Below are 12,059 nucleotides of genomic sequence, written 5' to 3' on the forward strand. Positions count from 1 at the left end.
ACCACACGGCCGAAGACCGCACCCGCAACACCCCGGCCAAGGCCACGCCCCTGGCCGCGGCCGCGGCCGCGGACCGCACCGTGACCGGCGGCCGTGACCCACGGCCGCACCCGGCCACCGCGATCCACGCCCACGGCCGGCGGTCACACCAGGCGGCACGAACCGGGCACCGCGGCACAGCAGCGACAGAACGGAGAGCACCGGTGGACAAGGACGAGCACCCGCTCGCACCGCCCGGCGCGGGCGAGCTGCTGGCCGAGGTGGAGGCGGCACACACCGCACTGCGCACCGCACACCGCACCACACCGCCCACCGCCACCGGCACCGGCGCCGCGGGAACACCCCACGGCCACGGCACCGCACCCGACGAAGCCGGCCTGCGGGCCCACTTCGAGAAGGTCATCGCCGACGACCGGAAAATCGAACCCCGCGACTGGATGCCCGACGCCTACCGACGCACCCTCGTGAGGCAGATCGCCCAGCACGCCCACTCCGAGATCGTCGGCATGCAGCCGGAAGCCAACTGGCTCACCCGCGCCCCCTCCCTGGCCCGCAAAACCATCCTCCTGGCCAAGGTCCAGGACGAGGCCGGCCACGGCCTCTACCTCTACGCGGCCGCCGAAACCCTCGGCGTCCACCGCGCCGACCTCCTCGACGCCCTGCACGAAGGCCGCCAGCGCTACCTCTCCTTCATCAACTACCCGACCCTGACCTGGGCCGACACCGGAGCCCTGGCCTGGCTCACGGACGGCGCCGCCATCGTCAACCAGGTCCCGCTGTGCCGCTCCTCCTACGGCCCCTACGCCCGCGCGATGGTCCGCGTCTGCAAGGAGGAGTCCTTCCACCACCGCCAGGGCTTCGACTCCCTGTGGGCCCTGACCCACGGCACCCCCGCACAGCGGCAGATGGCCCAGGAAGCGGTCGACCGCTGGTGGTACCCGGCCCTGGCCATGTTCGGCCCGCCGCACCACGCCTCCGTCCACTCCGAGCAGTCGATGGCCTGGCGCATCAAACGCTTCACCAACGACGAACTGCGCCAGCGCTTCGTCGACATCTGCGTCCCGCAGGCCGAACTCCTGGGCCTCACCCCGCCCGACGCCCACCTGCGCTGGAACGACGACCGCGGCCACTACGACTTCACCCCGCCCGACTTCGACGAACTCACCCGCGTCATCAAGGGCGACGGCCCCTGCAACCGCCAGCGCCTGGCCCACCGCCGCCGCGCCCACGACGAAGGCGCCTGGGTCCGCGAGGCCGCCGCCGCCCACGCCGCCAAACACCGCACCCCCCACCACGGCCCGCACCCGGCGGCCACCACCGCCCCGGCCACGGTGGACGAGGCCGCGGCGGACGAGGCCGCGGCATGACCGGCCCGCCCGCACCCGACGCACGCCGCGACTGGCCCCTGTGGGAGGTCTTCGTCCGCGCCCGCCGCGGCCTGGCCCACACCCACGCCGGCAGCCTGCACGCCCCCGACGCCCACCTGGCCCTGCACCACGCCCGCGACCTGTACACCCGGCGCGGCGAAGGCGTCTCCCTGTGGGTGGTGCCCGCCGCCGCCATCACCGCCACCAGCCCCGACGAGAAAGACCCCTTCTTCGACCCCGCCGCCGACAAGCCCTACCGCCACCCCGCCTTCTTCGCCCTGCCCGAAGGAGCCGAACACCTGTGACGGCACCCCGCACCACCCCCGCCACCGCACCCGCCTACCCCCTGCGCCTGGGCGACGACGCCCTGATCGCCGCCCAGCGCCTGCTCCAGTGGTGCGCCCGCGCCCCCCAGCTCGAAGAGGACGTGGCCCTCGCCAACATCTGCCTCGACCTGCTCGGCCAGGCCCGCGCCCTGCTCACCCACGCCGGCGAACTGGAGGGCCGGGGCCGCGACGAGGACACCCTGGCCTTCCTGCGCACCGAGCAGGAGTTCACCCACGTCCAGCTCGTCGAACTGGACAACGGCGACTTCGCCGTCTCGATGGCCAAACTCCTCTTCTTCACCACCTACCAGGAGCTGCTGTACGGGCGACTGGCCGCCTCCACCGACCCGGCCCTGGCCGCCCTCGCCGCCAAAGCCGTCAAGGAGAGCGCCTACCACACCGGCCACGCCGCCGCCTGGACGGTCCGCCTCGGCGACGGCACCGAGGAATCCCACCACCGCATGCAGCACGCCGTCGACACCATCTGGCCCTACACCCACGCCCTGTTCACCCCCGACGCCCTCGACCGGGCCGCCGCGGCGAACGGCACCGGCATCGATCCCGCCACCCTGCGCCCCCTGTGGCACGAGCGCATCACCCGCACCCTCAAAGAGGCCACCCTCACCGTCCCCGACGACGGCTGGGCACCCGGCGGCGGCCGCCAGGGCATCCACACCGAGGCATTCGGCTACCTGCTGACCGAAATGCAGGCCCTGCACCGCGCCCACCCCGGAGCCCGCTGGTGACCGCCCCCACCGGCCCCACCGCGCCCACGGGCACCGACGGGCGGGACGCGGCCCGGCTGCGGGAAGCCCTCGCCACCGTCCACGACCCGGAGATCCGCGTCCTGACCATCGAGGAACTGGGCATCCTGCGCCAGGTGGACATCACCCCCGACGGCCGGGCCCACATCACCATCACCCCCACCTACCTGGGCTGCCCCGCCATGGACACCATCCGCGCCGACATCCGCGCCGCGGCGCGGGCGGCCGGCTACCCCCAGGCGACGATCGACACCACCTGGTCACCACCGTGGACCACCCGCTGGATCGGCGCCGCCGCCCGCGACAAGCTCCGCGCGGCGGGCATCGCACCCCCCGCCCCCGCCCCGCCCCCCGGCGCCCGCCTCCTCCCCCTGGCCGCCACCGCACCCCGCTGCCCCCTGTGCGGCGCCGCCGACACCACCGAACTGACCCGCTTCGGCTCCACCGCCTGCAAAGCCCTGTGGCGCTGCGGGACCTGCGGCGAACCCTTCGACCACGTCAAGGAGCACTGATGACCGCCCCCACCGCCACCACCGGGGCGCCCGCCCGCCACGACTTCCACGCCCTGACGGTCACCGCAGCCACCCCGGCCGCCGACGACCACAGCGCGGTCGCCGTCACCTTCCACGTCCCCGCCCCGCTGCGCGCAACCTTCGCCTTCGCCCCCGGCCAGTACGTGACACTGCGCGCGCACCGCGAGGGCGCCGAGGTCCGCCGCGCCTACTCCCTGTGCTCCACCCCCCGCCAGCTCGACGCCGACGGCACCCTGCGGATCGGCGTACGCACCGTCGACGGCGGACGCCTGTCCCCCTACCTGGCCCGCGAACTCGCCCCGGGCGACACCCTGGACGTCCTCGCCCCCCAAGGGCACTTCACCACCCCGCTGGACCCCGGCCACCACCGCCGCCACTACGCGGCACTGGCGGCGGGCTCCGGCATCACCCCCGTACTGTCCCTGGCCGCCACCGCCCTGGCCACCGAACCCACCAGCACCTTCACCGTGGTGTACGCCAACCGCAGCGCGGCCTCGGCCATGTTCACCGAGGAACTCGCCGACCTCAAGGACCGCTACGGCCGGCGCCTGCACCTGCTGCGGCTCTTCTCCCGCGAGACCCACCACATCGGCCTGCCCCACCAGCGCCTCGACGCCCCCACCCTGCGCACCCTCCTGGCCGGACCACTGCCCGCCGCCGTCGTCGACACCTGGTTCCTGTGCGGCCCCCAGGCCATGGTCGGCGGCGCCCGCGACGTCCTGGCCGAACAGGGCGTGGCCGCCGCCACCATCCACGCCGAGCTCTTCCACACCCAGCCCGACACCCCGCCCGCACCCGCCGACGGCACCCGCGCCCCGCACCCGGGCGCCGAGCTGACCCTGCGCCACGGCGGACACACCAGCACCGTCCCCGTCGAGCCGGGCCAGACCCTCCTCGACGCGGGCCTCGCCCACCGCCCCGAGCTGCCGTTCTCCTGCCTGAACGGGGTGTGCGCGACCTGCCGGGCACGCGTGGTCGGCGGCCGCGCCGAGATGGCCAGCAACTGGACCCTGACCGAGGAAGAGATCGCCGACAACTACATCCTCACCTGCCAGGCATCCCCCCTCACCCCGACCGTGGACCTCGACTACGACGTCGTGTGACCCACCCCGCCGGGCCTGTATGAGAGGGCGCGCTCACCGCGCCGCCGCCAGCTGCCACTGCCCGGCCCGCAGCCCGGCCTGGAAACGCGACCGGGCCCGCAACAGCCGCATCACCACCGCCACATGCCGCCGGTAGGTACGCACCGAACAGCCCAGCTCCCGGGCGGCCGCCTCGTCCGTCCAGCCGGCGCCGAGCAGTTCGAGGACCTGGGCGAGCGTGGAGCCGTCCTCCCCGGCCGCCCGCAGCGCCGCGGCGTCCAGCTCCGCCAGGTGCCCGGCGTCGGGGGACTGCACCCACACCGCGTCGAACAACGCCTCCAGGGCCTTGACCACCAGCGGGTCGCCGACCACCGTCGGCGTCCCCCGCGCCCCCGGCTCGCAGAGCATCGCCACCGCCCCGTCGATCACCACCATCTCCGGCAGGCCCACGGACGCCGCCCGCGCGACGGCACCCGTCGCCGTATAGCGGCTCAGCAACTGCCGCTCGTCCTCCTCCAGCAGCAAGGAGCGCGGCACGATCAGCCGCAGCGGACCCCGCCCGCGTAACAGCGCCGCATACAGCGCCTCGACCTCCGGCGGCCGGACACCGCTCAGGTCCGGCGGCAGGCTGATCCGGCTCGCCACCGCCCGCCGCTGGACCTTCTGCACGAGCTGACGCACGGCCGCCTCCCCCTCCCCGGCCGCCGCCCGCCCCGCCACCGGCGCCCCCCACTCCGGTGCGGGAGCGTCCCGGCCGCCCAGCGACCGGGCGATCTCCCGCACCCGCCCCGCGTGGTAGAGCAGGGCCCGGACGGCGTCCTGCCCCTCGGCGGCCGGCGGTATCCGGGTGTGCGTCAGATGGGTGTTGGTCATCGTCATAACGGCTCTCCTCGGGCAGAAGTGGCGCACTGCTGACGGCGTGCCAAGTGAAGCGTGAGAAGACGAACGGGGCGGCGCCGCAACGCCACCCGGCGCCGGCGCCGGGCATCCGTGTCCCGCCCGCACCATGCGCATCCCGGCCGCCCGGTCCCGGACCGGCGGCGCAACACGATCAGCGGGCCCGGCACACCCCGGCCCGCGCCCCCGGGCGCTCCCGCCGCCCGGCGCACCCCGCAACCCGCCCCGGCCCCCGGCTCGGTCCCCGCCCCGGCCCCGGTCCCGGATTGCGTCCCGGCTCCGCCACCGGTCCCGGACCGGGCGTCACCGCCGGTCCGCCCGCGCTCCGCACCCCCGCCGGGCGCACCCGGAGCCCGCGCCCGGCGCCCGCCGGCCGCGCACCCGCGCACCCGCCACCGGAATCTCCGCCACCGATGTGTCTGCCACCGGCTCTGTCACCGACCCACACCATCTCGCCGAATCCCTCCCCCGTACCGCTGCCGCCGTCCACCGGCGCAACGAGAATCCGTACCGTCCCTCGGTGCTGCCGCCCGGCCGCGGGCAACACCCGCAGCCGCACGCCGTGCCGCCGCCGGCCGCGTCCGCGCACCGGTGCCCGCCGGCTGCCCGCGGATCGCCGCGGGCTCATCCGGCACCTGCACTCTGCCCGCTGCCGTGCTGTGACGGCAGTGACTCCTGAGCCAATTCCCGTACGGGCCCGGCACCGGCCGCACCGCCGCCACCGCACCTGCGGCACGCCGCCGGGCGCACCGCGTGCAAGACGCCGCCCCGCACCGGCCGCCAAGTGCCCGGACGGTGTTCTAGGAATGATGTGCCCCTCGCGAGCCGATGGCCAGTCAGGACACCGCAGGCATCGAGCACGGTTATTCACACACCGGCCGCAGCCACCACCGGCCCCCGCACACCAACCCGTCCGCGCACCGCCCCGCGAAAGCCCCGCGCCCGGTCAGTTGCTGCGCCACCCCACCGCCGAAACCGCGTTCTTCCAGGGCCCCTTCAGCTCCGTCGCACCGCCCGATCCCAGGTCGACCACGGCGATCTTCCCGTCGCGCGTCGCGTACGCGATGGTGTGCCCGCCGGGCGCCGCGAGCGCGGTGACATGGCCGCCGGCCGGGCGGGCGAGCGGCGAGCCCGCGCCGACGGCCAGGGGCAGGGTCCGCTGCTGCACGGTCTTGCCGGTCTTGCCGTCGAGGGTCGTCACCAGGTAGTCGTACGTGCCCTCGTCCGCCGACTTGGGCGCCGCGGTGGTCAGCCGGCAGGTGTCCGGCGCGAAGTACCACACGGACCCTTCCGCGGCGATACCGGTGGAGGTGAGGGCCTCGGCAGCTGTCTGCGGACTGTCGGCGTAGGCGCGGTAGTCGAGCGACGAGGCGGCCATCAGCAGCGGTGTGCCGGAGCGCCGGGCGGAGTTCGCCACCGGCGACGGCGTGGCCGCGGGGGACTGCTCGGGGTGGTAGTCCAGCAGGACACGGTCGCCGCAGGTGTCGGACGCGCTCCAGCGGGCCGACAGATTCGTCAGCTGCGGCGCCTTCGCGTCGACGCGCGCCAGGGTGGTGGTGTTCGCCTCGGCGGCCGATCCGATCGACTCCGCCCGGTCCTGCCCGACCCGGTCGAAGACGAGCCGGGTGGCGCCGGCCCAGTGCGCGCACGTCATCTCGGACGTCGCCCGCGCATCGTGGTACGTGGGCGGGGAAGCGAGGTTGCGCAGGTCCCGGCGCCCCTCGCGCCACGCGGAGACCGGACGGCCCGACACCCGGGACCCCGTGCCCGCGGTGTCGAACACGAACACCCCGCGCTGCACCGTGAAGGCCACCCGCTTCCCGTCGGGGGACCACACCGAGCACGGGGAGCCCTGCGGCATACCGGGATCGGCGGCGGCCTCGGGGACGGCATCCGCGGCAAGGCGGCCCGGGAGGGCGGCGCCCGTGCGCAGGTCCTTGACGTACAGGGAGTTGGCCGACACATAGGCCAGATGAGCGCCGTCGGGGGAGAGGGAGACCGAAGTGAGCGGCAGGATCTGCGCGCCCTCGCTGAGCAGGGGCTCGGCCGCGCCCCGCGTCACCTGCCAGACCGTCGAGGAGCCGTCCGCCGCCGTCCCGGCCACATAGACCGTGCCGGTCACCTGCGGGGCGGCCAGGTCGGGCGGTGTGGGACCGGAGGAGCAGGCGCTCACGGCGAGCAGGGCCGCCGCGGCACAGGCGGCTCGTACGGTACGGGCGCTACGTATCACGGTGGTCGGCTCCGATCGGGTCTGCACAAGGTGCGCCTTAAATCCAGCGGGACTATAACCGGGCGCCGCCATCCCCGGACTTCCCGTGCACCGACCGCACTTGAGGCCCGCCGGCCCCTCTCTCGGGCGGTGGCCGGCGGCGTGCTTGTGGCGGCGGGCGCCCCGGTGGGAAGGTCGTCCGGATCCCGGCGCCGGCACCCCCGCGCGCCCGCCCCGCCGTGCGCCGCCGCACAACAACGGACACGTCCGATATCAGGTGCGGCCGCAGACCACCGAGCACGGCGCGAGCCGTGCGGGCGGCCGCCGGCGACGCCCGCGCCGCCCCTCCGCGCGCCGGGCGGAGGAGTTCCCCGGCCCGCGTCATGGGGTCCCCGGACCGGGTCAGCGGCGTCCCTTTTCCCCGGGATACGGCCGCCATCCAGCCATTCGGCAGGCCATTTCGCCGGGCGGGCGCACCGGTGCCGGCCGTGGCCGTCAGGGCGGTGGCGGGGTGCGGCGCGACCGACGGGCCGGGCGAACGGGCCCGGAGCGCCGCAACAGGCAGCGGGTCAACAGCCCGGCGGGGGCCGGTCACTGTGCCACCACACCCTCATAAAGAAACGGAAAGCTACGGAAAGGAACAGAAAGAAATCGGTCAGAGGCTCTCTTGGCGGGTGACCATGGCCGTGATGGAGTTGATCCGCGCAGCCGCAAGAACGCCGGTCGGTATGTCGGCGACCGGCGCATGTCCGGCGACCTGAACCCCACCGAAGGGACGCACCCGCACATGACTCTCCCAGGCGAGACCCCACAGCCGCACACCGCAGCCGGCCCCGGCCCGGCCCCCTCTCCCGGGCCCGGCGGCATCACCGTCGGCGTCGCCACCGCACAGGAATGGCAGCAGATCACGAGCTGGGCCAACCACGAGGGCTGGGACATCGGCCACCACGACTTCGCCGTCTTCCACGCCACCGACCCCGGCGGCTTCTTCGTCGGCCGCCTCGACGGCCGCCCGGTCGCGGCACTCTCGGTCGTCAACTACTCCGACGACTACGCCTTCATGGGCAACTACCTGGTGGACCCCGCCCACCGGGGCAAGGGCTACGGCCTCGCGACCTGGGAGGTGGCCATTCCGCACGCCGGCTCCCGCGTCATCGGCCTGGACGGTATGCCCGTCCAGGAGGCCAACTACAAGAAGTTCGGCTTCGTCTCCCAGTACCGCACCATCCGCTACGCCGGCCCCCTCACCGGCCGCCCGGCCGCCACCGCGCCCCCGGGCACCGAACTCCTCACCCCCCACCACCTCGACGCCGTCGCCGCGTACGACCGCACCTACTTCCCCACCCCCCGCCGCGCCTTCCTGGAGCGCTGGCTGACCGCTCCCGGCCACACCGCCCACGTCCGCTTCCAGGGCGGGCGCCTGACCGGCTACGGCGTCATCCGGCCCTCGCCCGGCGGCCACCGCATCGGCCCGCTCTACGCCGACACCCCCCGGGACGCCGAGGCCCTCTTCGACGCCCTCACCGCCCCGCTGGCCCCCGGCGCCCCGCTCTGCCTCGACGCCCCCGAACCCCAGCAGGCGGCAGCCTCCCTGGCCGCCTCCCGCGGCCTGGCCCACCAGTTCCACACCGTGCGCATGTACCGCGGCCCGGCCCCCGCCGCCGGCCCGGAGCGGGCGTTCGCCCTCACGGAACTGGCCATGGGATAGACGAACCAGCCAGGGGATAGACGGTGTTCACCCACCGTGCCGATGCGCCGTGGCGGCCCGGCGCGGGGTCCGGCGCAGCCCCCGTAACCGAGGAGCGCCGCACCGGGCGCGCCGCGGACGGGCGCCACGTCGACCGCACGCCCCGGTAAACGGCGGGTGGCCCCGCACCCGTCCGGGCGGGGGCCACACCGGCCCGGTCTCAAGCGAACGGCCCGCCGCACTCAGCTCTCTGACGCTACGTCAACTCCACCGGCGGTGGCGGTGTGGCGACGGATGAGCGCCGTCGCCGCCAGTGCGGCGAGGAGGTAGGCGACGCAGGCGGCGCCGTAGGCCCACTGGTAGCCGACGATCACGTCGGCCTGCGTCGCCGCGACCGCCATCAGCGTGGCCAGGCCGACCGTGGGGCCCAGTTCCATCGCGGTGTTCATGACGCCGCCCGCGAGACCGGCCTGGTGCGCGGGCACGTCCGAGGTGGACAGGACGGCCGATCCGGAGAAGACGAGGGACAGGCCGACCGGCAGCAGGATCAGCCCCGGCAGCAGGACCAGCGCGAAGGAGGTGTCGCGGCCGGCGCCGGCCAGCAGCGCGAGTCCGGCGGCGCCGACGACCAGGCCCCCCACCATCGCCCGCAGCGGCCCGAACCGGCCGACCACCGGTGCCGCCGCGCGGTTCGTCGCGATCAGCGCGAGCGTGAACGGGACGAACGCCCCCGTCGTCGCCAGCGTCGACCAGCCCCGCTGCTGCTGGAGGTAGAGCGAGAGCAGGAAGGTCACCAGGCCCACCCCGGACGCCGCGAGCAGCATCCCGAAGAGCCCCGCGAAACGCCGCGGTTCGCGGACGAACCCCGGCGGGAGCAGCGCGTGCCGGACCCGGCGCTCGACCACGAGGAACGCGCCGAGCAGCACCACACCGACGACGAGCGGAACGGACACGGCGGCGGAGGTCCACGGGCGGTCGCCACTGGCGATCAGGCCGTAACTGCCGACCGAGATGCCGAGCGTGGCCAGCACGGCGCCGACGGGATCGAGACCGGGCCGCTCCCGGGACGAGCCGGGAATCCCCCCGGGCATCAGCGACCGGGTCAGCGCCAGCGCGAGGACCGCGACCAGCACGGGCACCGCGAACATCCACCGCCAGGACACCCACGACGTGATCACCCCCGAGATCAGGGTGCCCAGCACCGAGCCGAGCACCGACAGCCCGCCCCAGGTGGCCATCGCCCGGTCGAACGCGGCCGGCGCGGGGAACACCGCCCGCAGCACCGCCAGCGCAGCCGGCGCCGTCAGCGCCGCCCCGGCCCCCTGCGCGAAGCGCATCGCCACCAGCAGGGCGACGTCGGGCGCGAGGGCGGCGGCCGTGGAGGCGACCGCGAAGATCGCCAGCCCCGTCACGAACATCCGCCGCCCGCCGTAGCGGTCCGCGAGCCGCCCGCCGAACAGCAGCAGCCCGCTGTACGGCAGCCCGTACGCCGCGGTGATCAGCAGCAGCCCCGACGGCTCGATGCCGAACTCCCGCCCGATGGCCGGCAGCGGTACCGCGATCAGCGTGACCGTGAAGATCAGCGTCGCCTGGACGACACCGAGCACCGTGAACGCGACACCGGCCCGGGGCCACCCGCCACCACCGGGCTCCCGGCTCCGGCTGCGGGCGGGCGGCGGCTGCTCGGTGACCCTGTCTCCGGGAGATGAGGGCATGGTGAGGATCTCCTTGTCGCCTTGGTCAGGACACATCTGGCCCCGCGCCCGGCCCGACGGCCGGGATACGCCGGAGCGGGCCGCCCGGACGCGGCCGCAGGCCGCCGGAAGAGCCGCTCCGCTCCGCCGCGCTACCGCGCCCGGACCGGTCCCGGGGCGCCCGGGAAGGGTCCCGTCACCTCGCGGCCAGGACCCAACGGCCGCCGGATGCCCGGCCGTTGGCGACCCTCGCGCGGACCGTCCAGGTCGGCGGGGTGTCGCGCGGCACCACAGGGCGCTTGAGCGCCGCGCCGTCCGCGGTGCCCACGGCGATCACCTCCGCCGACAGAGTGCGACGAACGTGCGGAACAGACAATTTTTGTTGCCGTTTCGGCGACGGGATTGTGTACTGGGCGCCGTGGAGCCTCAATCCGCCATCGCCCGAGCACTCACCGAGGTCGGCCCCCGCCTCAGACGCCTGCGCACCGAACGGGGCGTGACCCTGGCGGCGCTGTCCGCGGCCACCGGCATCTCCAAGAGCACCCTCTCCCGCCTGGAGTCCGGCCAGCGCCGCCCCAACCTGGAACTCCTCCTGCCCATCGTCCAGGCCCACCGCGTCCCCCTGGACGAACTGATCGGCGCCCTGGAGGCCGGGGACCCCCGCGCCCGCCTCGCCCCCAAACACGGCCACGGCAAGACCGTGCTGCCCCTGACCCGGCAGCCCGGCCCGCTGCAGACCTTCAAAATGGTCATCTCCGCCTCCCGCAAGACACCGGAGCTCTGCCACCACGAGGGCTACAAGTGGCTCTACGTCCTCTCCGGGCGCCTGCGCCTGGTCCTGGCCGACGACGACCTGGTGCTGAACCCGGGCGAGGCCGCCGAGTTCGAGGCCCGGCTGCCGCACTGGTTCGGCAGCACCGGCGAGGGCCCCGTCGAGCTCCTCAGCGTCTTCGGCCGCCAGGGCGAACGCATGCACGTACGCGCCCAGCCCCGCCCCCGCGTAAAGCCCCGCCCCTGACCCGCCGTCAGCCGCCCGCCGGCCCGGCCGCCCTGCGCCGGGCCGCCGCGCGGCGAGCACCCCGGGCGCCGCCACCGCACCGAACCCGCCCCCGGAGAACCCCCGAAACACCCCGAACACCCCCCGAAGAACCCCCGGAGAACGCCGGAGAACCCCCGGAGAATTCACCCCGCCACCTCACCTTTTACACTCCTGGTAAGGGGCGGATCACGCTCCGGGATAGGCGATGTAGATCATTCTGTCCGCGTTCCCGCCGCCCCCGTTTCCCGCTGTGGACCGGAACTCCCCGCAGGCCGCCGAACGCCCCGGAATCCCTGTTCTCCCAGGCCATACGGGACTTGTTGCTGTTTCAGGGAATCCGTTGCCAGTGAACGCAACCCTATGCAACTCTCTCCACCCTGCTGAACCTTCCAGAAATGTCAGACGTGTGTCGCGAATACCAAGTCGGTGTCGCGCGGTAATGACCTCGGAAGAATGGGATG

At 74.5% G+C, this 12,059-nt stretch carries 11 protein-coding genes; 7 read left to right on the forward strand and 4 right to left on the reverse strand.

What is annotated here, in order from left to right; genetic code table 11:
- The first annotated feature begins 281 nt into the window (after window positions 1-281).
- The 5 genes from paaA to IH09_RS06855 are packed head-to-tail and all read left to right on the forward strand — an operon-like array spanning window position 282 to window position 4,093.
- Complete coding sequence (gene paaA, locus IH09_RS39655; protein ID WP_207309742.1) at window positions 282-1,367, forward strand: 1,2-phenylacetyl-CoA epoxidase subunit PaaA; 1,086 nt, start codon at window positions 282-284, stop codon at window positions 1,365-1,367.
- The gene (paaB, locus tag IH09_RS06840; protein WP_052855159.1) at window positions 1,364-1,672 is read left to right on the forward strand and encodes a 1,2-phenylacetyl-CoA epoxidase subunit PaaB; all 309 of its coding nucleotides are present in this window, start codon (window positions 1,364-1,366) and stop codon (window positions 1,670-1,672) included. The genes paaA and paaB overlap by 4 nt, the downstream gene beginning before the upstream one ends.
- Window positions 1,669-2,439 carry a 1,2-phenylacetyl-CoA epoxidase subunit PaaC gene (gene paaC / locus IH09_RS06845; RefSeq protein ID WP_052855161.1) on the forward strand — a complete coding sequence of 257 codons (771 nt, stop codon included), beginning with the start codon at window positions 1,669-1,671 and terminating at the stop codon, window positions 2,437-2,439. The genes paaB and paaC overlap by 4 nt, the downstream gene beginning before the upstream one ends.
- Window positions 2,436-2,969 (forward strand): 1,2-phenylacetyl-CoA epoxidase subunit PaaD, encoded by a 534-nt coding sequence (gene paaD, locus IH09_RS06850; protein WP_318279397.1) that lies wholly within the window; start codon window positions 2,436-2,438, stop codon window positions 2,967-2,969. Before paaC ends, paaD begins: the two co-directional genes overlap by 4 nt.
- Window positions 2,969-4,093, forward strand: a complete 1,125-nt coding sequence (locus IH09_RS06855; RefSeq protein ID WP_052855163.1) for a 2Fe-2S iron-sulfur cluster-binding protein — start codon at window positions 2,969-2,971, stop codon at window positions 4,091-4,093. The genes paaD and IH09_RS06855 overlap by 1 nt, the downstream gene beginning before the upstream one ends.
- Before the next feature lie 33 nt (window positions 4,094-4,126).
- Here the strand turns inward: IH09_RS06855 and IH09_RS06860 are convergent, their stop codons facing one another.
- Window positions 4,127-4,951 (reverse strand): helix-turn-helix transcriptional regulator, encoded by an 825-nt coding sequence (locus tag IH09_RS06860; protein WP_052855165.1) that lies wholly within the window; start codon window positions 4,949-4,951, stop codon window positions 4,127-4,129.
- A 964-nt stretch (window positions 4,952-5,915) separates the two neighbouring features.
- A complete protein-coding gene (locus tag IH09_RS06865; protein ID WP_052855167.1) occupies window positions 5,916-7,226 on the reverse strand; it encodes a TolB family protein in 1,311 nt (436 codons plus the stop codon).
- A 739-nt stretch (window positions 7,227-7,965) separates the two neighbouring features.
- Between IH09_RS06865 and IH09_RS06870 the strand changes: the two genes are divergently transcribed.
- Window positions 7,966-8,886: a GNAT family N-acetyltransferase gene (locus IH09_RS06870; RefSeq protein WP_110952134.1), complete on the forward strand. Its 921-nt coding sequence runs from the start codon at window positions 7,966-7,968 to the stop codon at window positions 8,884-8,886.
- 221 nt (window positions 8,887-9,107) lie between these two features.
- On the opposite strand, the gene IH09_RS06875 is transcribed toward IH09_RS06870, so the two are convergent.
- A complete protein-coding gene (locus tag IH09_RS06875; RefSeq protein WP_094790753.1) occupies window positions 9,108-10,580 on the reverse strand; it encodes an MFS transporter in 1,473 nt (490 codons plus the stop codon).
- A 175-nt stretch (window positions 10,581-10,755) separates the two neighbouring features.
- The gene (locus tag IH09_RS39660) at window positions 10,756-10,887 is read right to left on the reverse strand and encodes a hypothetical protein (protein WP_275126364.1); all 132 of its coding nucleotides are present in this window, start codon (window positions 10,885-10,887) and stop codon (window positions 10,756-10,758) included.
- A gap of 90 nt (window positions 10,888-10,977) precedes the next feature.
- Between IH09_RS39660 and IH09_RS06880 the strand changes: the two genes are divergently transcribed.
- Window positions 10,978-11,577, forward strand: a complete 600-nt coding sequence (locus tag IH09_RS06880) for a helix-turn-helix domain-containing protein (protein WP_052855170.1) — start codon at window positions 10,978-10,980, stop codon at window positions 11,575-11,577.
- The last annotated feature ends 482 nt before the right edge of the window (window positions 11,578-12,059 follow it).

Origin of the sequence: Streptomyces celluloflavus (assembly GCA_000720995.1) — a bacterium.
GTDB lineage: Bacteria > Actinomycetota > Actinomycetes > Streptomycetales > Streptomycetaceae > Streptomyces > Streptomyces celluloflavus.

Bases quoted from the DNA above. Each gene is read 5' to 3' on its own strand.
- IH09_RS06870 (WP_110952134.1), top strand. From the start codon at position 7,966: ATGACTCTCCCAGGCGAGACCCCACAGCCGCACACCGCAGCCGGCCCC.
- paaB (WP_052855159.1), top strand. From the start codon at position 1,364: ATGACCGGCCCGCCCGCACCCGACGCACGCCGCGACTGGCCCCTGTGG.
- IH09_RS06860 (WP_052855165.1), bottom strand. From the start codon at position 4,951: ATGACGATGACCAACACCCATCTGACGCACACCCGGATACCGCCGGCC.
- IH09_RS06855 (WP_052855163.1), top strand. From the start codon at position 2,969: ATGACCGCCCCCACCGCCACCACCGGGGCGCCCGCCCGCCACGACTTC.
- IH09_RS06875 (WP_094790753.1), bottom strand. From the start codon at position 10,580: ATGCCCTCATCTCCCGGAGACAGGGTCACCGAGCAGCCGCCGCCCGCC.